Annotated in this window: 17 protein-coding genes and 1 pseudogene; 15 read left to right on the plus strand and 3 right to left on the minus strand. The window is 63.2% G+C overall.

Annotation, left to right across the window (positions count from 1 at the left end):
* Positions 1 to 68: 68 nt before the first annotated feature.
* Positions 69 to 3,839 (plus strand): cobaltochelatase subunit CobN, encoded by a 3,771-nt coding sequence (cobN, locus tag ASC86_RS20405; RefSeq protein ID WP_056325522.1) that lies wholly within the window; start codon positions 69 to 71, stop codon positions 3,837 to 3,839.
* Between the two features lie 11 nt (positions 3,840 to 3,850).
* The gene (gene cobO / locus ASC86_RS20410; protein WP_056325526.1) at positions 3,851 to 4,489 is read left to right on the plus strand and encodes a cob(I)yrinic acid a,c-diamide adenosyltransferase; all 639 of its coding nucleotides are present in this window, start codon (positions 3,851 to 3,853) and stop codon (positions 4,487 to 4,489) included.
* Between the two features lie 4 nt (positions 4,490 to 4,493).
* Here cobO and ASC86_RS20415 read toward each other — a convergent pair whose 3' ends face one another.
* Positions 4,494 to 5,282 (minus strand): TSUP family transporter, encoded by a 789-nt coding sequence (locus ASC86_RS20415; RefSeq protein WP_056325528.1) that lies wholly within the window; start codon positions 5,280 to 5,282, stop codon positions 4,494 to 4,496.
* A gap of 280 nt (positions 5,283 to 5,562) precedes the next feature.
* Between ASC86_RS20415 and ASC86_RS20420 the strand changes: the two are divergent.
* From ASC86_RS20420 to ASC86_RS20480, 13 genes and pseudogenes are all read left to right on the plus strand, one after another.
* Positions 5,563 to 5,970, plus strand: a pseudogene (locus ASC86_RS20420) (cobalamin biosynthesis protein); the annotation flags it as partial.
* 251 nt (positions 5,971 to 6,221) lie between these two features.
* Positions 6,222 to 7,061: a uroporphyrinogen-III C-methyltransferase gene (gene cobA, locus ASC86_RS20425; protein WP_056325531.1), complete on the plus strand. Its 840-nt coding sequence runs from the start codon at positions 6,222 to 6,224 to the stop codon at positions 7,059 to 7,061.
* A complete protein-coding gene (locus ASC86_RS20430) occupies positions 7,058 to 8,350 on the plus strand; it encodes a cobyrinate a,c-diamide synthase (RefSeq protein ID WP_056325533.1) in 1,293 nt (430 codons plus the stop codon). Before cobA ends, ASC86_RS20430 begins: the two co-directional genes overlap by 4 nt.
* Positions 8,347 to 9,363, plus strand: coding sequence for a threonine-phosphate decarboxylase CobD (gene cobD / locus ASC86_RS20435; RefSeq protein WP_056325537.1), 1,017 nt, complete (start codon positions 8,347 to 8,349; stop codon positions 9,361 to 9,363). The genes ASC86_RS20430 and cobD overlap by 4 nt, the downstream gene beginning before the upstream one ends.
* Positions 9,360 to 10,337 carry an adenosylcobinamide-phosphate synthase CbiB gene (cbiB, locus tag ASC86_RS20440; protein ID WP_056325538.1) on the plus strand — a complete coding sequence of 326 codons (978 nt, stop codon included), beginning with the start codon at positions 9,360 to 9,362 and terminating at the stop codon, positions 10,335 to 10,337. The genes cobD and cbiB overlap by 4 nt, the downstream gene beginning before the upstream one ends.
* A 129-nt stretch (positions 10,338 to 10,466) precedes the next feature.
* Positions 10,467 to 10,895 carry a L,D-transpeptidase gene (locus ASC86_RS20445; protein WP_056325542.1) on the plus strand — a complete coding sequence of 143 codons (429 nt, stop codon included), beginning with the start codon at positions 10,467 to 10,469 and terminating at the stop codon, positions 10,893 to 10,895.
* Between the two features lie 121 nt (positions 10,896 to 11,016).
* Complete coding sequence (locus ASC86_RS20450; protein WP_156387137.1) at positions 11,017 to 11,301, plus strand: acyl carrier protein; 285 nt, start codon at positions 11,017 to 11,019, stop codon at positions 11,299 to 11,301.
* Between the two features lie 160 nt (positions 11,302 to 11,461).
* Positions 11,462 to 11,941 (plus strand): 3-hydroxyacyl-ACP dehydratase FabZ family protein, encoded by a 480-nt coding sequence (locus ASC86_RS20455; protein WP_056325546.1) that lies wholly within the window; start codon positions 11,462 to 11,464, stop codon positions 11,939 to 11,941.
* 2 nt (positions 11,942 to 11,943) lie between these two features.
* Positions 11,944 to 13,143 (plus strand): beta-ketoacyl-ACP synthase, encoded by a 1,200-nt coding sequence (locus ASC86_RS20460; RefSeq protein ID WP_056325549.1) that lies wholly within the window; start codon positions 11,944 to 11,946, stop codon positions 13,141 to 13,143.
* A 12-nt stretch (positions 13,144 to 13,155) separates the two neighbouring features.
* A complete protein-coding gene (locus ASC86_RS20465; RefSeq protein WP_056325551.1) occupies positions 13,156 to 14,439 on the plus strand; it encodes a beta-ketoacyl-ACP synthase in 1,284 nt (427 codons plus the stop codon).
* Positions 14,440 to 14,485: 46 nt separating this feature from the next.
* A complete protein-coding gene (locus ASC86_RS20470) occupies positions 14,486 to 15,514 on the plus strand; it encodes a zinc-binding dehydrogenase (protein ID WP_056325554.1) in 1,029 nt (342 codons plus the stop codon).
* A gap of 10 nt (positions 15,515 to 15,524) precedes the next feature.
* Entirely contained in the window at positions 15,525 to 16,454 is a 930-nt protein-coding gene (locus ASC86_RS20475) for a lipid A biosynthesis lauroyl acyltransferase (RefSeq protein ID WP_056325952.1), read from the plus strand.
* Positions 16,455 to 16,725: 271 nt separating this feature from the next.
* On the plus strand, positions 16,726 to 17,430 hold the full coding sequence (locus ASC86_RS20480; RefSeq protein ID WP_056325556.1) for a PAS domain-containing protein: 705 nt from the start codon (positions 16,726 to 16,728) through the stop codon (positions 17,428 to 17,430).
* A 171-nt stretch (positions 17,431 to 17,601) separates the two neighbouring features.
* On the opposite strand, the gene ASC86_RS20485 is transcribed toward ASC86_RS20480, so the two are convergent.
* Positions 17,602 to 17,955, minus strand: coding sequence for a VOC family protein (locus ASC86_RS20485; protein WP_056325559.1), 354 nt, complete (start codon positions 17,953 to 17,955; stop codon positions 17,602 to 17,604).
* Positions 17,939 to 18,358 carry a polyketide cyclase gene (locus ASC86_RS20490; protein WP_056325562.1) on the minus strand — a complete coding sequence of 140 codons (420 nt, stop codon included), beginning with the start codon at positions 18,356 to 18,358 and terminating at the stop codon, positions 17,939 to 17,941. Before ASC86_RS20490 ends, ASC86_RS20485 begins: the two co-directional genes overlap by 17 nt.
* Between the last annotated feature and the right edge of the window lie 78 nt (positions 18,359 to 18,436).

Below are 18,436 nucleotides of genomic sequence, written 5' to 3' on the forward strand. Positions count from 1 at the left end.
GCAGGGCAGTTCCATATCTCGATAGCGGCGCAAGCCTGTGAAAAGGCGAGCGCACGAGGGGGCATGCCTTGCATCTTCTCCTAGCGCAGAAAGGCACCATCGCCGATGGCGAGGAGGCGATCGATCTCGGCCAGTCGCCGGGCGATATCCTGTTCCTGTCGGCGGCCGATACCGAACTTGCGGCTGTTGCCGCCGCCCGCCGCGGCCGTGATGGCGGGGCAAGCGTGCGGGTCGCGAGCCTGCTCAGCCTCAAGCATCCGATGTCGGTCGATACCTACGTCGAACGCACGGCCCGGCATGCGAAGCTGATCGTCGTGCGGGCGCTCGGGGGCGCGAGCTATTTTCAGTATGTTCTTGAAGCTCTGCATGCTGCTGCGGTCACCCATCGTTTTCAGATCGCGGTACTGCCGGGTTACGACAAGCCCGATCCCGGTATCGAGCCGTTCTCGACGGTCGCGTCGGCGGATAGGGATGCGCTTTGGGCTTATTTCACCGAGGGTGGCGCGGATAATATGGCGCGCTTCCTTACCTATGCCGGGGCGCTGGTGTCCGGGGGCGAGAAACCGGAGCCTGCGGCGCCTCTGCTGAAGGCCGGCATCTGGTGGCCGGGTGAGGGTGTTGTCGGCATCGAAGCCTGGAAAGGGCTGACAGAGGGGGGTATGGTCTCCGCGAATGCAGTGCGGCCCCTGATCGCCATCTGCTTCTATCGCGCCCTCGTCCAGAGCGGCGAGACCCGCCCGGTCGAAGCCCTGATCTCTGCCCTCGAGGCCGAAGGCATGGGGGTGCTGCCGGTTTTCGTCGCAAGCCTCAAGGATGCGGTTTCCGTCGGCACCCTCGAAGCGATCTTTGCCGAGACGCCGCCGGATGTGGTGATGAACGCCACCGGCTTTGCCGTTTCCGCGCCCGGTGCCGATCGTCCGCCGACGGTGCTGGAGGCGTCCGGTGCACTCGTGCTGCAGGTGGTGTTCTCCGGCTCGTCGCGTGCCGCCTGGGAAGCCTCGCCGCAGGGGCTGATGGCGCGCGATCTCGCCATGAACGTGGCGCTGCCCGAGGTCGATGGCCGCATTCTGTCGCGGGCCGTGTCCTTCAAGGCTGCCGCCATCTATGACGAGGCCGTCGAGGCCAATATCGTCGGCCACGAACCGCTTGACGATCGCGTGCGTTTCGCCGCCCGGCTTGCCGTCAACTGGGCGCGGCTGCGCCGTCGTTCTGCGGACGACCGGCGCGTGGCGATTGTCATGGCCAATTATCCCAACCGCGACGGCCGGCTCGGCAACGGCGTCGGCCTCGATACGCCCGCCGGCACGATCGAAACGCTGCGGGCGATGGCGGCGGCCGGCTATGCCGTCTCGGATGTTCCCGCAGACGGCGATGCGCTGATGCGCCACCTGATGGCCGGGCCGACGAATTCGGCCGACAAGAGCCGCGAAATCCGCGAGACCTTTTCACTCAAGGATTACAAGGCTTTCTTCGAGGCGCTTCCCGAACAGATTCAAGCCGAAGTGACGGCGCGCTGGGGCGAGCCGGAAGCCGATCCGTTTGTCCTTGGCGATGTCTTCGCGCTGCCGCTGTCGCGTTTCGGCGAAACGCTGGTCGGCATCCAGCCGGCCCGTGGCTACAATATCGATCCGAAGGAAACCTATCACGCGCCGGACCTCGTGCCGCCGCATGGCTATATCGCCTTCTACGCCTTCCTGCGCGAAAGTTACGGCGCCGACGCCATCATCCACATGGGCAAGCACGGTAACCTCGAATGGCTGCCGGGCAAGGCACTGGCGCTGTCGCAGACCTGCTACCCGGAAGCGATCTTCGGCCCGACGCCGCATCTCTATCCCTTCATCGTCAACGATCCGGGCGAGGGCACGCAGGCCAAGCGCCGCACCGCCGCCGTCATCATCGATCACCTGACGCCGCCTTTGACGCGCGCCGAAACCTACGGGCCGCTCAAGGACCTCGAAGCGCTGGTCGATGAATATTACGACGCTTCCGGCGGCGATCCGCGCCGGCTGCGGCTGCTCAGCCGCCAGATCCTCGATCTGGTCCGCGACATCGGCCTCGATGCCGATGCCGGCATTGCAGCGGGCGATGCCGAGGACAAGGCGCTGGAAAAACTCGACGCCTATCTCTGCGACCTCAAGGAAATGCAGATCCGCGACGGCCTGCATATTTTCGGCGTGGCCCCGGAGGGGCGGTTGCTGACCGACCTCGCCGTTGCGCTCGCCCGCGTGCCGCGCGGTCTCGGCGAGGGGCGGGAGCAGAGCCTCAACCGCGCCATCGCCGCCGATGCCTGCCCGGACAATGCCGATTTCGACCCTCTCGATTGCGCGATGGCTTCGCCGTGGACAAGCATGCGGCATGCGCTGCTGCAGTCGGTTTCCGATGCTCCCTGGCGCACGGTCGGCGATACGGTCGAGCGCATCGAGCTGATCGCGCAGCAATTTGTCGAAGGCGCGGCTCTTTGCCCGCTGGATTGGCAAAATACGGCTCTGGTTCTGGAGGAGGTGCTGACGCGCATCGTGCCTTCCATCACGGCTTGCGGTCCTGCCGAGATGGAAGCCCTGCTGCAGGGGCTCGACGGTCGCTTCGTCGCGCCCGGTCCTTCCGGTGCCCCGACGCGCGGCCGGCCGGATGTGCTGCCCACCGGCCGTAATTTCTATTCCGTCGACAGCCGCTCCGTGCCGACGCCAGCGGCCTACGAACTCGGCCGCAAATCCGCCGAGTTGCTGATCCGCCGCTACCTGCAGGATCATGGCGAATGGCCGACGTCCTTCGGTCTCACCGCCTGGGGCACCTCCAACATGCGAACCGGCGGCGACGATATCGCCCAGGCACTGGCGCTGATCGGCGCAAAACCCGTCTGGGATATGATGTCGCGCAGGGTCACCGGCTATGAGATCATTCCGCTTGCCATGCTCGGCCGTCCGCGGGTGGATGTGATCCTGCGCATTTCGGGCTTCTTCCGCGATGCCTTCCCGGAGCAGATCGCGCTGTTCGACAGCGCCGTGCGCGCCATCGGCGCCTTGGAGGAGGATGCCGCGGACAACATGATTGCTGCCCGCATGCGCGCCGATGCCGCCGATCTGGTGGCGGGCGGCATGGCGGAGAAGGAGGCGGCACGCCGTGCGTCCTACCGTGTCTTCGGCGCCAAGCCGGGCTCTTACGGCGCAGGGTTGCAGGCCCTTATGGATGAAGATGGCTGGCAGGATCGTGCGGATTTTGCCGAAGCCTATCTCACCTGGGGCAGCTATGCCTATGGCGCAGGCGAGGACGGGCGTGCGGAGCGCGGCCTGTTCGAAACCCGGCTCGGCTCGATCGAGGCCGTCGTCCAGAACCAGGACAACCGCGAGCACGACCTGCTCGACAGCGACGACTACTACCAGTTCGAAGGCGGTATGAGCGCGGCCGTGGAAAAGCTCGGTGGTAGCCGGCCAACGATCTATCACAACGACCATTCCCGGCCGGAAAAGCCGGTGATCCGCTCGCTGGAAGAGGAGATCGGCCGCGTTCTGCGCGGGCGCGTGGTCAACCCGAAATGGATCGAGGGCGTCATGCGCCACGGCTATAAGGGTGCTTTCGAGATATCGGCGACAGTCGATTATCTCTTTGCCTTTGCCGCGACGACAGGTGCGGTTCGCAGCCAGCATTTCGAGGCCGTCTATCAGGCCTTCGTCATGGATGAGCGGGTGCGCGCTTTCATGGAAGACAAAAACCCGGCCGCCCTTCGCGAGATGAGTGCGCGGTTGCTTGGGGCTATCGACCGGGGTTTCTGGTCGCCGCGCTCCAATTCGGCGCGGTTTGATCTGGCAGGCTTGTCCGGCCTGGAATTGATGAACAGTTGAGGGAGATGACGATGACCGACGAACAGGAAACCGGCACCGAAACCGGGCACGACGAAGCTCGCCATGCCATGAAGATGGCCAAGAAGAAGACGGCCCGCGAAAAGATCATGGCGACCAAGACCGATGAAAAGGGTCTGGTGATCGTCAACACCGGCAAGGGCAAGGGCAAGTCGACCGCCGGCTTCGGTATGATCTTCCGCCACATCGCCCATGGCATGCCCTGCGCTGTCGTGCAGTTCATCAAGGGCGCGTGGGATACCGGCGAGCGCGACCTGATCGAAAAGAATTTCGGCGATACCTGCCAGTTCTACACGCTGGGCGAGGGCTTTACCTGGGAAACGCAGGACCGCGCCCGCGACGTCGCCATGGCTGAGAAGGCCTGGGAAAAAGCCAAGGAGCTGATCCTTGACGAGCGTAACTCGATGGTGCTGCTCGATGAGATCAACATCGCGCTGCGCTATGATTATATCGACGTGGCCGAAGTCGTGCGTTTCCTGAAGGAAGAAAAGCCCTACATGACCCACGTTGTGCTCACCGGCCGCAACGCCAAGGAAGAACTGATCGAGGCCGCCGATCTCGTCACCGAGATGGAACTGATCAAGCATCCCTTCCGCTCCGGCATCAAGGCGCAGAAGGGCGTCGAGTTCTAAAGGTTCAGACCCCGAGCCAGATCCGGATAGGATGGCTCGGGTCCGCCAGCAGGCGGATGGCGAGCGCCAGCGACGAGATCACCAGAAGCGGCTTGATGAGGCGGGCGCCGGCCTTCATCGCAAAACGCGAGCCGAGCTGCGCGCCGGCAAACTGGCCCACGCCCATGATGATCCCGACCTTCCACAGCATCACGCCATAGGCGACGAAAACGGCGAAGGCGCCGATATTCGAGCCGAAATTCAGGAATTTCGTGTGCGCCGTTGCCTTCAGCACGCCGTAGCCGGCCAGCGAAATGAAGGCCAGCATGAAGAACGAGCCCGTGCCCGGCCCGAAGACGCCGTCGTAAAAGCCGATGGCCGGCACCACCGTCAGGGAAAACAGGAAGGGCGTCATGCGGCTATGCCGGTCGATATCGCTCAGGCTGGGCTTGACGGCGAAATAAAGTGCGATCGCCGCGAGCAGGAAGGGCATTCCCACCTTCAGGACATCGCCCGGTACCACGGTTGCCAAAAGCGCGCCGAGGGCAGACCCCAAGGCCGACATCACTCCCATCGGCAACTGGCTCTTCAGGTTGACATGGCCGCCGCGCGCATAGGCAATGCTGGCGGAGAGCGAGCCGAACAGCGCCTGCAGCTTGTTGGTGCCGAGCGTTTCGAGCGGCGGAATGCCCGCCAGCAGCATGGCCGGAATGGTCATCATCCCGCCGCCACCGGCAATCGAATCGATGAAGCCGGCGACGAAGGCGGCAAGGAACAACAAAAGCAGCGTGTGATAGGTCAGTTCGACGAGCAAGGGAGGGACTCAAAAAAGGAAATAGAGATGCGGGGAGGCCGTGGTTTGGCAGATATCGTATCCAGATGCAAAGCGCGATCGGCAAATGCCGCTCCTGCTGCCGGATATGGCGCAATCCGGTTTGACCCGTTCGGGGCGAGGGGATAGAACCGGGACATATGCGATAGCGTCCGCCCGGCGGACCGGAGAGATGTCCGACGCGGCCGACCTTGGAGGGGGCTTTTATCGGAGCTGTCGAGGCGGCCAGACGCTTCGCAAACGATTATCGTGGGAGCGAGGAATGGCAGAGCTGAAAGACGTCCGGGCGGGACTTGTGCTCGGCCTCGGCTGCGAGCGCGGCGCCGACCCCGCGGAGGTCATCGCGCTTGCTGAAACTGCTCTTGCCCGGTGTGGCCGCTCTGCCGGCGATGTGGCGCTGGTAACCTCCATCGAGGCCCGCAAGGACGAGCCGGCGATTGCCGCTGCCGCCCGGCATTTCGGGGCGCCTCTCACATTCTTTTCCGCCTCCACGCTTGAAGCTTTGACACCGCGGCTCGTCCATCCCTCGGACATCGTCTTTACCCATACGGGCTGCCACGGGGTCGCCGAGGCGGCGGCCTTGGCTGGTGGCGGCAATGCGGCTGAGCTGATCGTTCCGAAGCTAAAATCGCGGCAGGCCACGGTGGCGATTGCCGAATTTTTTCAGGGTGTTGCCCTTATCGCCTCGCAAGGTGAATCCGAGTCTTCACAAAGCGATTCAACGGCTGTTTCTTCGACAAGCCAACCGCTTGTTTTCCCTTCTCCCCAGCGGGGAGAAGGTGGCCCGCAGGACCGGATGAGGGGCCCGGCTGGCTCGGAATCTGCGGAGACACCCCCTCATCTGCCCTTCGGGCATCTTCTCCCCGTGGGGGAGAAGGGGGAGATTGCCGTAACTACTCGTGATCTTGAAAGTGCACGTCCATGAACCGCCTCTTCCAATCCCTGCCGGTTATCGAAGCAGGCAGCGTCTGGCTCGTGGGTGCGGGGCCGGGCGATCCGGGGCTTTTGACGCTGCATGCGGCCCATGCGCTGTCTGAGGCCGATGTCATCGTCCATGATGCGCTCGTCAACGAGGATTGCCTGAAACTCGCTCGGCCCGGCGCCGCGCTGGAGTTTGCCGGAAAGCGCGGCGGCAAGCCATCGCCGAAACAGCGGGATATTTCTCTGCGCCTTGTCGAACTGGCGCGCCAAGGCAAGCGCGTGCTGCGGCTGAAAGGCGGCGATCCCTTCGTCTTCGGGCGCGGCGGCGAAGAGGCGCTGACGCTGGTCGAGCATGGTATTCCCTTCCGCATCGTGCCAGGCATCACCGCCGGCATCGGCGGGCTTGCCTATGCCGGCATTCCGGTGACGCACCGGGAGGTCAACCATGCCGTGACCTTCCTTACCGGGCATGATTCCTCCGGTCTTGTGCCGGATCGCATCGATTGGGAGGGCGTTGCCCGCGGTTCACCTGTGATCGTCATGTATATGGCGATGAAACATATCGGGCAGATTGCCCGCAATCTGATTGCGGCGGGCCGCAAGCCCGATGAGCCGGTCGCCTTCGTCTGCAACGCCGCAACACCTGACCAGACGGTGCTGGAGACCACGCTTTCTACGGCCGAGGCCGATGCGGAGGCGGCGGGTATCGAACCGCCGGCCATCGTTGTCGTCGGCGAGGTCGTGCGGCTGCGGCCGGCGCTGGATTGGCTGGGCGCGCTCGATGGTCGCGCGCTGACGAGCGAGGGCGTGGACGGCCGTTTTATGAAGGACCCTGCGTGAGCGGCATCCTGATCGCAGCGCCGGCTTCCGGCTCCGGCAAGACGACGGTGACGCTCGGCCTGTTGCGCGCCCTGCGCCGCCGTGGCGTCGCGTTGTCGCCAGGAAAGGCCGGGCCGGATTATATCGATCCCGCTTTCCATGCTGCCGCGTCCGGCGAAACCTGCCTGAACTACGATCCCTGGGCGATGCGCCCGGCGCTGCTGTCCGCGCAAGCGGCCGAAGCCGGCGGAAAAATGCTCGTCATCGAGGCTATGATGGGCCTCTTCGATGCGGCGATGGATGGCCGGGGTTCGGCAGCCGATCTTGCGGCGATTCTCGGTTTGCCGGTGGTGCTCGTGGTCGATTGCGGCAAGATGGCCCATTCGGTCGCGGCGCTGGTGCGGGGTTATGCCACCCACCGCAGCGATATCCGCGTTGCCGGCGTCATCCTCAACAAGGTCGGCAGCGAACGTCACGCCGCCATGCTGCGCGGCGCGCTGGAGACGATCGGCATGCCGGTTCTGGGCGCGCTGATGCGCGACCCGCGGCTGACGATGCCGGAACGGCATCTGGGCCTCGTGCAGGCGCAGGAGTATGCGGGGCTCGATGCCTTCATCGAAGGGGCGGCGGCTCTGGTGGAAGAGGGGATCGATATCGATGCCCTCATGGCGATTGCCGGAACGGCGCCGCGCCGGCAGGCGGCCGGTGTCGCCGCGATTGCTCCCCTCGGCCAGAAGATTGCCATCGCCCGCGATATCGCCTTCTCTTTCGCATATCCGCATCTTCTTCAAGGCTGGCGGCGGCAGGGGGCTGAGCTTTCGTTCTTTTCTCCGCTTGCCGGCGAAGGTCCGGCCGAGCATGCTGATGCGGTCTATCTGCCCGGAGGCTATCCTGAGCTTCATGCCGGCACGCTTTCGGCGGCCACCGGCTTCCGGGCTGGCATGAAGGCTGCGCGGACGCGGGGAGCGCGGATTTTCGGGGAGTGTGGCGGCTATATGGTTCTCGGCGAGGGGCTTGTCGCGGCCGATGGCGGGCGTTACGAAATGCTCGGTTTCCTGCCGCTTGAAACCAGCTTCCTTGAACGCCGCCGCCATCTCGGCTACCGGCGCGCCGAGCCGCTGGACAGCCTGTTCTTCCAAGGACCCCTGATGACGCATGAGTTCCACTACGCCACGATCCTGTCAGAAGGGACGGCCGATCGCCTCTTCGCGGCGACGGATGCGGCTGGCAATGGGCTCGGCGAAATGGGTCTTCGCCGCGAACAGGTGGCGGGTTCCTTCCTGCATCTGATCGACAGGGGGGATGCGTGAGCCCCGCGCCGATCGTCCATGGCGGCGGCATCACCGAGGCGGCGCTGCAGTTCGGTGGTGCGCCCTCGGACTGGCTCGACCTGTCGACCGGGATTAATCCCAATCCCGTCATCCTGCCCGATATCCCGCAGTCCGCCTGGCATCGTCTGCCGGATCGGCATCGCTTCGATGCGGCAAGCGAAGCTGCGCGTGGCTATTATGGCAGTGGCGCCATCCCGCCATTGGCAGTACCGGGAACGCAATCGGTGATTCAGCTTCTGCCGCGCCTGCTTGCCCCCGGCCGCCGCGTCGCCATTCTCGGGCCGACCTATGGCGAATACGGTCGCGTCCTGCGCGCCGCCGGGTTTGCTGTCGATGAGATTGCCGATCTCGATGCTGTTTCGGCCGAACATGCCCTTTTGATCGTCGTCAATCCGAACAACCCGACGGGCAGGGTGGTTGCGCCGGATGTGCTGGAAGCGCTGGCAAAGCGGTTTGCGGTACAGGATGGATTCCTGCTGGTCGATGAAGCATTCGGGGATACATCGCCGGAAGCGAGCGTTGCCTCGCTGGTCGAAAGGCATGAGCGGCTGATCGTCTTTCGGTCCTTCGGGAAGTTCTTTGGCCTTGCGGGCTTGCGGCTCGGCTTCGTTATCGCGTCGGAAAATATCCGCTCCTCGTTTCGTGAATGGCTCGGTCCTTGGGCGGTCTCCGGCCCGGCTCTGGTCATCGCGGCCGGCCTGATGGGGCAGGATACGAGCCCGATTTCCACGGCGATCATGAAGCGCAAGCAGGCGCTTGATGGCGTGCTGCAAAATGCCAGGCTTGCCCTGCTCGGAGGGACGCCGCTTTTCACGCTCGTTAAACATCCCGAGGCCGTTGCGCTCCAAACGGCGCTCTGCCGCCGGCATGTACTGACGCGCCGCTTCGACTACGCGCCCACCTGGCTCAGAATCGGCCTCGCGTCCGATGAAGCCGCCGATGCGCATTTTGCCGGGGCATTGACGCAGGCGCTCCGCGAGATCGCGGCATGACGGCGCTTCTCATTCTGACTGCGGGTCTGCTGCTTGATCGGCGCGTTGGCGATCCCGATTGGCTGTGGCGGCGGTTTCCGCATCCGGTCGTGCTCTTCGGCAAGGCGATCGGCTGGTTCGATGCGACACTGAACCGCGATCGTTTCAGCTGTTATCAGCGCAGGCTGGCGGGTGTCGTGACGATTGTGCTGCTTCTCGCGGTAAGCCTGTTTGCGGGGGCGGCAATCCACCGCATCTTCCTGCCGCTCGGTCCTATCGGCTGGCTTCTCGAAGCCATCACCGTCGCCATCTTCCTTGCCCATAAAAGCCTGTCGGATCACGTCATCCGCGTCGCCCATGGCCTGCGGGCCGATGGGTTGGCCGGCGGCCGGCGCGCGGTTTCGATGATCGTCGGCCGCGATCCCGAAACGCTGGACGAGCCCGCCGTTTGCCGCGCCGCCATCGAAAGCCTTGCGGAGAATTTTTCCGATGGCGTCGTGGCGCCTGCCTTCTGGTATGCGCTTCTCGGCCTACCGGGGTTGTTTGCCTACAAGATGCTGAACACCGCCGATTCCATGATCGGCCACAAGAGCCCGAAATATCTCGCCTTCGGCTGGGCCTCTGCCCGGCTCGACGATCTCGCCAATCTGCCGGCGGCCCGGCTTTCGGCATTGTTGATCGCCATCGGCGCCTGGGGCCGCTTCGGCCGCCTGCAGGCTCGCAATGCGCTGGAGACGGCCTTGCACGATCACGGGCTGCATCGTTCGCCCAATTCCGGCTGGCCGGAAGCGGCGATGGCGGGCGCGCTCGATATCCAGCTTGCGGGGCCGCGTATCTATGGCGGCGCCCGCGTGGATGAGCCGATGATCAACGGCGCCGGCCGGCCGGTCGCAAATCTGATCGATATCGAGGATGGCGTCGCTCTTTTTCATGGGGCGGGGGCGGCGCTTTTTGCCCCGGTGCTCGCCTTGGCGGTGGTCTTCTCCGCCCTCTGAAGTGTGGCGAAACCGCCCTACAGATTAACGCCTTATTTTCCATCCGGCTTAAGTGTCTGTCATCCTGCTTACTTTATAGGTCTCAAATATACTGTTCCAAGGGATCGTATTGTAAGAGAGGGACCCGAAATGCGCCGCGTTATTATGGCCGCCCTGGCCGTTCTGTCTGTTTCATTTTTTTCCGCCCCGGCATCCGCCGCAAACCTTGTTGCCCAGATCAGCCTGTCGCAGCAGCAGATGACCGTCAGTGAAAACGGCATCGTCCGCTATCGCTGGAAGGTTTCGACCGCCCGCAAGGGCTATGTCACGCCGCAGGGCAGCTGGAGCGCCAAATGGCTTTCCCGCGATCACCGCTCGCGCAAGTACGACAATGCGCCGATGCCCTATGCCGTGTTCTTCAACGGCGGTTACGCGGTTCATGCGACTTTCGACTTGAAGCGGCTGGGACGCCCGGCTTCCCATGGCTGCGTGCGCCTGCACCCGGAAAATGCCGCCGAGTTCTTCTCGATGGCGCAGGGCGTGGGGCTGAAGAACACCCGCATCGTCATCACCCGCTGACGCGAAAGCTTGGTTGTTTTAGCAACACCGTAGCCAAAACGCAGCTTCGTTGCGCGCAAACCCATTGGCTTTTGCCCGTCATTTACCTATAGGTGCGCGCAACACGAATACGAAAGAGGTTATGGGCGTGACAGCTACATTCGACAAGGTTGCCGACATCATCGCAGAGACCAGCGAGATCGATCGCGAGACGATCACGCCGGAAAGCCACACGATCGACGATCTCGGCATCGACAGCCTCGATTTCCTCGACATCGTCTTTGCGATCGACAAGGAATTCGGCATCAAGATCCCGCTCGAGCAGTGGACGCAGGAAGTCAACGAAGGGAAGGCCTCGACCGAGGAATACTTCGTCCTGAAGAACCTCTGCGCCAAGATCGACGATCTGCGCGCCGCCAAGGGCTGAGACCGCCGCAAGGCGTGAAGCGACTTTATCCATGCCGCCTGTCGCGCGTTGCGCTTGACAGGCGGCATTTGCGTTTTTACTTGACGACTATGCCTGCGTCTTGCGCGCACTTTTTTGAAAAGCCGTCGTTGGCCGCCGGGCCTGAATACGTTGGACCCAGATGCTTCTTGAATATTTCCAGATGATCGATCGCGTCGAGACGGTCGATCTTTCGGCCCGCACGCTCACCGCCCGTTCGGTGGTGCCGGCCAAGAGCCCGGTTTTCGAGGGCCATTTTCCGGGCTATCCCATCGTGCCCGGCGTGCTTCTGATCGAAACCATGGCGCAGGCCTGCGGCTTCCTCGTGCTTGCCGCCACCGATTTTGCCGCCATGCCGCTGTTGATGTCCGTCGATAGCGCCAAGATGCGCACCTTCGTCGAGCCGGAAGCGGTGCTCGATATCGAGGCGTTCCTTGAGCATGACGGCTCCGGCTTTGCCGTCGTGAAGGCGAAGATCACCTCTGCGGGCAAGAAGATCTGCGATGCGCAGCTGAAACTGCGCACCATTCCCTTCGATCAGGTGCCGCTCGGGCCGATCGTCAAGAAGCGCGCGGGCGAGGTGGGGCTGTTCGATGCCCTGTCCGCACGGCCACAGGAGTAGCCATGTCCCCGGTCAAGCAGAAGTCTCCTAACGACGTCGTCATCACCGGCGTCGGCATCGTCACTAGCCAGGGTGTCGGCATCGCGCCGCATGTGGCGCTTCTGAGCGCCGAAAAGGCGCCGGACGCGATCGTCGAGACCGAGCGGTTCGCGCCCTATCCGGTGCATCCGCTGCCGGTCATCGACTGGTCCGAACAGATCGCCAAGCGCGGCGACCAGCGTCAGATGGAAAACTGGCAGCGCCTCGGCGTCTTCTCCGCCGGCCTCGCGCTTGATGATGCCGGCCTCAAGGACGATCTCGATGCCTGCGGCAGCATGGACATGATCGTCGCTGCCGGCGGCGGCGAGCGCGATATCAATGTCGATTCGCTGATCGTCGATGAGGCCCTGAAGCGCAACGACCGCGAACAGCTTTTGAACGAGAAGCTGACGACGGAGCTGCGCCCGACGCTGTTTCTCGCCCAGCTCTCCAATCTGCTCGCCGGCAATATCTCGATCGTGCACAAGGTCACCGGCTCGTCTCGCACCTTCATGGGCGAGGAAGCGGCGGGTATCTCGGCCATCGAGACCGCCTTTGCCCGCATCAAGGCGGGCCAGTCCACCCACACACTCGTCGGCGGCGCTTTCTCGGCCGAGCGTCTGGACATGATCCTGCTGATCGAAGCCATTCAGGGCCATGCGCTCGATGGCTGGAGCCCGATCTGGTCGCGTCCGGAAAGCGGCGGCATGATCCTCGGTTCGGTCGGCGCCTTCCTGGTGCTGGAATCGCGTGAGCATGCCGAGGCCCGCAACGCCCGCATCTATGCGACCATCGATGATATCGGCGGCGATCGCGGCAAGCGCGATGAAGGCAAGCTTGAAGCGCGCCTTGAAACGCTCGCGGCGGCAGCTGTAGATGCGGCCGATACGGTCGTCTTCTCCGGCACCACCGGCTTCCCCGATCTGGCAGCCCGTGAAAAAGCGTTTGTCGAGGCGAATCTGCCGAAGGCGGCGCTGCGCGGTTATAGCGGCCTTGTCGGCCATGGGCTTGAGGCGCAGTTTCCGCTCGGTCTCGCGTTCGCGGCGCTGACGCTCGGAGCCGGCGCCAAGGTTCCGCCTTTCGATCCGGCGGAAAAGCCGCTTGCTAGCCAGCCGAAGACGGCTGTCGTCACCACCATCGGCCATGCACGCGGCGAAGGCGTCGCCGTGCTTTCTGCGGAATAAGGAGCGAATGCCATGAGCGACGCTTACAAGGATCACCTCGGCCGCCCGATCATCGCCGTCACTGGCATGGGTGTCATCACTTCGCTGGGGCAGGGCCTGCAGGACAACTGGGCAGCCCTGACATCCGGCACATCGGGCATCCACAAGATCACCCGCTTCCCGACGGAAGGCCTTTCGACGAAGATCTCGGGCACGGTCGATTTCATTGAGTTGCCGGCCGCAAATGCTGTCGAGCGCTCCTATGCTATGGCCCGCGAAACCACGCTGGAAGCTCTGGCGCAGGCCGGCATTTCCGGCGATTTCAATGGCCCGCTGTTCCTCGCGGCCCCGCCGATCGAACCGGAATGGAGCGCCCGTTTCGAGCTTGCCGACCGCTCCGGCCCGTCCGAAAAGGCTGGCGATGCCTACAACCGTTTCCTCGCCGCCATGCGCGAGCGTCCCGATCCGGTCTTCCATGAAGCCGTACTGTTCGGCGCTATCTCCGAGCGTCTGTCCGATCGTTTTGGCACCCGCGGGCTTCCCGTGACGCTTTCGACGGCCTGTGCCTCCGGCGCAACGGCCATCCAGCTCGGCGTCGAGGCGATCCGTCAGGGCCGCACCGACCGGGCGCTGACTGTCGCGACCGATGGCTCCGTCGGTGCGGAAGCGCTGATCCGTTTCGCGCTGCTCTCGGCCCTTTCCACCCAGAACGATCCGCCGGAAAAGGCGTCAAAACCCTTCACCAAGGATCGCGACGGCTTCGTCATCGCTGAAGGTGCCGCGACGCTGGTGCTGGAATCGCTGGCAGCGGCCGTTGCCCGCGGCGCGCGCGTCTATGGTATCCTGAAGGGCTGCGGCGAAAAGGCCGACCTCTTCCACCGCACCCGCTCGTCGCCGGATGGCGGACCGGCGATCGCGACGATCCGCGCGGCGCTCGCCGATGCCGGCATCGACGAAGCGGATATTGGCTATATCAACGCCCACGGTACCTCGACGCCGGAAAACGACAAGATGGAATATCTCTCCATGTCGGCCGTCTTCGGCGAAAAGCTGCCGTCGATCCCGGTGTCGTCCAACAAGTCGATGATCGGCCATACGCTGACGGCGGCCGGCGCAGTCGAGGCTGTTTTCTCGCTGCAGACCATGCTGACCGGCACGTTGCCGCCGACCATCAACTACCAGAACCCCGACCCGGCCATCGTTCTCGATGTCGTGCCGAACGTGAAGCGCGACAAACAGGTTTCCGCCGTCCTGTCGAACTCCTTCGGCTTCGGCGGCCAGAACGCCAGCCTTGTTATGACCGCGGAACCAGCCTAAAGCCGGTCCCTTCAAAAAATCATGCCGTCCCGGCAAAGGAAATCCCATGCGCGCCCTGCAACTGCTCGATGACCGCAAGCTTGAAATCACCGACCTGCCTGAGCCGGAAGCACCCGGTCCGGGCGAGGTGACGCTGCGCGTCAAGGCCGTCGCCCTCAACCATATCGACGTCTGGGGCTGGCGCGGCATGGCCTTTGCCAAGCGCAAGATGCCGCTGGTCATCGGTGCGGAAGCTTCGGGCGTGGTCGATCAGATCGGCCCTGGCGTCGCCAATGTCCTTCCGGGCCAGCTCGTCTCGATCTATGGCGCACGGACCTGCGGTCTTTGCCGCCCCTGCCGCGAAGGCCGCGACAACCTTTGCGAACATGTCGGCGGCGTGCATGGCTTCCATCTCGACGGTTTCGCGCAGGAGAAAGTCAACCTGCCGGCCCGCCTGCTGGTTCCGGCTCCTCCGGGCGTCGATGCGGTTGGTGCGGCGCTTGCCCCGGTCACTTTCGGCACCGTCGAGCACATGCTGTTCGACAACGCCAAGCTTGAGCCGGGCGAAACCATTCTCGTTCATGCCGGCGGTTCCGGCATCGGCACGGCGGCGATCCAGCTTGCCAAGAAGATCGGCTGCACCGTCATCACCACGGTTGGTTCCGACGACAAGATCGAGCGCGCCAAGACGCTCGGCGCCGATCATGTCATCAACTATCGCACCGACCGCTTCGAAGGCGTGGTACGCAAGCTAACGAAGAAGAAGGGCGTCGATGTGGTCTTCGAACACGTCGGCAAGGATACCTGGGCGGGGTCCATGCTTTGCATGAAGCGGGGCGGGCGTCTGGTCACCTGCGGTTCGACCTCGGGTGTTTCCACCGACATGAACCTGATGATGCTGTTCCAGCAGCAGCTGAAGCTGCTCGGCTCGTTCGGTTGCCGCATGGAAAACATGGCGGATGCCATGCAGAAGATGGCGCGCGGCCTCGTGCATCCGGTCATCGATACGGAAGTCGGTTTCTCCGATATCGACCGGGCGCTGGAGCGCATGGAATCGCGTCAAGTCTTCGGCAAGATCATCCTGCGGGTGGATTGATCCGGTGAAGATGCTGATCACCCGGCTGGTGCTTGCCGCCCGTAATGCGCGGCAGTGGCTGCTGGCGCAGCTGGCCTTCGTGCCGCTGCAGCTTCTCAAGCTCTTCCCCGTCGATCCGGCGATGAATTTCATCGACCGGTTCGCCCGGTTCATCGGCCCGAAGACCTCGCGTCACAAGCTGATGCTAACCAATCTGCGCAACGCTTTTCCGGAGAAGAGCGAAGCGGAAATCCTCGACATCGCCATGGAGAGCTGGGGCGGCATGGGCCGTTTGCTGGCGGAATACGTCTTCCTCGACGAACTGTTCGACTTCGATCCCGAAAAGGTGGAGCCCGGCCGCGTAGAGGTTTCGGGTATCCCGCTGTTCCTCGAACTGCGCGACAATCCGCGTCCGTTCATCGTCTTCACCGGCCATACCGGCAATTTCGAGATGCTCCCGGTGGCGGGCTCGGCCTTCGGGCTCGACGTGACGGTTCTCTTTCGTCCGCCGAACAATCCATACGTCGCCGACAAGGTCTTCGAGTTCCGCCGCAAGCGCATGGGCAATCTCGTGCCGTCCCATGCCGGCTCGTCCTTCACCCTTGCCCGCCAGCTGGATCGCGGCAAGGCGGTCGGTGTGCTGGTCGATCAGAAGTTCAAGAAGGGTCTCGCAACCCAATTCTTCGGCCGAAACGTCAAGACCAACCCGTTGCTTCCGAAGCTCGCCCGCCAGTTCAACTGCGACGTCTATCCGGCGCGCTGCATCCGTCTTCCCGGCAATCGCTATCGGCTGGAGTTGGAGCCGGCCGTCACCATGCCGCGCAAGCCGGATGGATCGATGGATATGGTCGCGACGGCGCAACTGCTCAACGACAAGGTGGAGCAGTGGGTGCGCGAATATCCCGGCCAGTGGCTCTGGTATCACGACCGCTGGAACATCAAGCGCAGCCTGAAGGATTGATTCGCAGGGTGGTGCACTCGCGCTGCCCATAGGCTCTTTGCCCGACGGCCGACCTTCCTTCCCCCGTCGTATCGGCCAGAACTGGCTGAAATAATTCTGCTATAACGTTTCAGCTTGGTCGGGGAGGTGTTGAACCTGTGCCCCGCGCGTGTAAACTGTTTCTATTAAATAGATAAATGCATTTGCCCCGAAGTGGCTCGGGGCAAGAATAATTCGTATTGGGGTGTTGTCCGGGTCGATTCGAAAAGCCGGGACAGTATGGGGTGGACAATTGAAGTCACTTATCGAACTTTTCTGGTTCAAGTATACGCAACTGCAGCAAGCCGCGCGCGCCGGCGATGATCTGCTGATGGAAATTCTGGGACAGGAAATCGATCCGGTCCTGACGGCGATTTACGAAGAAGTAGCCACAAGCGTCGCAGAAGCGCGCATGCAGTTTCAGTTCGTGCTCGATCTCCTGCAAAAGGAGGCGGATGACGTTTCCAGCGTTTTGCGCCAGCGCGCCGCGCTCGCCCAGCTTGCCGATCGCTATTTTGGTGAAGCCGGCTATTCCTCGGCGCAAGCCTCTTCGCTTAGCATTCCCTCAATTCGCAAGGCACGCATGGATGAGGGCTTCCTCAACGAGGCGATCCTCGACTGCATGCCGGATCGCATCGCCGTGATCACCCGCGACTATCGCTATCTCTATACCAACCCGATCAATGCCGCCCGTCTCGATGAGCGTCCGATGGATCTCGTCGGCCGGCATGTCGTCGAGTTCGTCGGTCTCCAGCGGTTCGAAACGCGGGTGAAGCCCAATCTCGACAAGTGTTTTTCGGGTGAACTGGTGGATTACACCTTTGCCAAGGACGAGGGAGGCCGCACCGTCGTCGTGCGCTGCCGCATGACGCCGTGCCGCTCCAGCACCGGCAAGATCATCGGCGCCATTCTGATTCTCCAGGAAATCGCCGACAGGCGCCGGTCGATCGCGGCCTGAATCGTGTAGCTTCCCTTCTCCCCGGCGGGGAGAAGGTGGCCCGAAGGGCCGGATGAGGGGGATTATCTCCGCGAGTCTGGAACATGCCGCACCACCCCCTCATCGTCTCGCATGTGCTCGGCACCTCTCCCCGCTGGGGAGAAGAGGAAATGTGATCATTTCGCCTGTTCCTTACTGATCCGACCAGACGGCAAGTTCGTACCCATCCGGGTCTCGGAAATGAAAACGCCGGCCGCCGGGGAAGGCGAAGGTCTCGACCACGATTTTCGCCCCGGCTGCTTCCAGCCGCTTCTGCGTTTCGGCTAGGTCGTCGGCGTAAAGGATCACCAGCGGGCCGCCTGGGCGCACCTCGCCCATGATCGTCAGGCCGCCGGTTAGCCGGCCGTCGGTGAACTCGCAATATTCCGGCCCGTAGTCGGTGAACGACCAGCCGAAGGCTTCGCCATAGAACGCCTTTGAGCGGGCGATGTCGGCGACCACAAATTCGATGTTGTCGATCTGGCGGTCCTTACCCTTCTGTCCCATTTTGTCTTTTCTCCATGATGTCTTTCAACTGCTTCAGGTCCTTTTGGACCCAGGCGGCGTCGCGTTCGAAATCGGTGTTGCTCATACCGGGCTGGCGCAGCAGGGTGAACATCACCTCCGCGCCATCGCCGTTCGGCACCACGCGCAAGGCATTGTGAACCGCCGTTCCATCCGGAAGCGTCACAAGATGGTCAATGACGCCGAGGGTGTTCGGCGGACAGAAGCGCACGCGCGCTTCGCCCAGCGGGCCGGATGTCACCCAGTCTTCGCCATCGGGGCGAAGCCCTTCGCTTAAGCCCGAGGCCCAGCGCGGCATCTCCTGCGGTTTCGAAGCAAAGTCATAGACCTCCGTCCACGGCCTTGCGATGCTGGTATGAATGATCCGGGCCGTCATCACCGACATGTGAAGTTCCCCTTTCAAGGGCTGCGAGTCGCGTGGTCGTCTATGGTAGGGCGCGGGAGGGCGCGATCAACCGACTTG

The sequence above is a fragment of the Rhizobium sp. Root1212 genome (genome assembly GCF_001424985.1).
Taxonomy (GTDB): Bacteria; Pseudomonadota; Alphaproteobacteria; order Rhizobiales; family Rhizobiaceae; genus Pararhizobium.

Excerpts from the sequence above, each read along its gene's own strand:
- ASC86_RS20485 (WP_056325559.1), bottom strand. The coding sequence starts at position 17,955 with ATGGGACAGAAGGGTAAGGACCGCCAGATCGACAACATCGAATTTGTG.
- ASC86_RS20455 (WP_056325546.1), top strand. The coding sequence starts at position 11,462 with ATGCTTCTTGAATATTTCCAGATGATCGATCGCGTCGAGACGGTCGAT.
- ASC86_RS20450 (WP_156387137.1), top strand. The coding sequence starts at position 11,017 with ATGGGCGTGACAGCTACATTCGACAAGGTTGCCGACATCATCGCAGAG.
- cobA (WP_056325531.1), top strand. The coding sequence starts at position 6,222 with ATGAACCGCCTCTTCCAATCCCTGCCGGTTATCGAAGCAGGCAGCGTC.
- ASC86_RS20460 (WP_056325549.1), top strand. The coding sequence starts at position 11,944 with ATGTCCCCGGTCAAGCAGAAGTCTCCTAACGACGTCGTCATCACCGGC.
- ASC86_RS20475 (WP_056325952.1), top strand. The coding sequence starts at position 15,525 with ATGCTGATCACCCGGCTGGTGCTTGCCGCCCGTAATGCGCGGCAGTGG.
- cobO (WP_056325526.1), top strand. The coding sequence starts at position 3,851 with ATGACCGACGAACAGGAAACCGGCACCGAAACCGGGCACGACGAAGCT.
- ASC86_RS20470 (WP_056325554.1), top strand. The coding sequence starts at position 14,486 with ATGCGCGCCCTGCAACTGCTCGATGACCGCAAGCTTGAAATCACCGAC.
- ASC86_RS20445 (WP_056325542.1), top strand. The coding sequence starts at position 10,467 with ATGCGCCGCGTTATTATGGCCGCCCTGGCCGTTCTGTCTGTTTCATTT.
- cbiB (WP_056325538.1), top strand. The coding sequence starts at position 9,360 with ATGACGGCGCTTCTCATTCTGACTGCGGGTCTGCTGCTTGATCGGCGC.
- ASC86_RS20465 (WP_056325551.1), top strand. The coding sequence starts at position 13,156 with ATGAGCGACGCTTACAAGGATCACCTCGGCCGCCCGATCATCGCCGTC.
- ASC86_RS20490 (WP_056325562.1), bottom strand. The coding sequence starts at position 18,358 with ATGTCGGTGATGACGGCCCGGATCATTCATACCAGCATCGCAAGGCCG.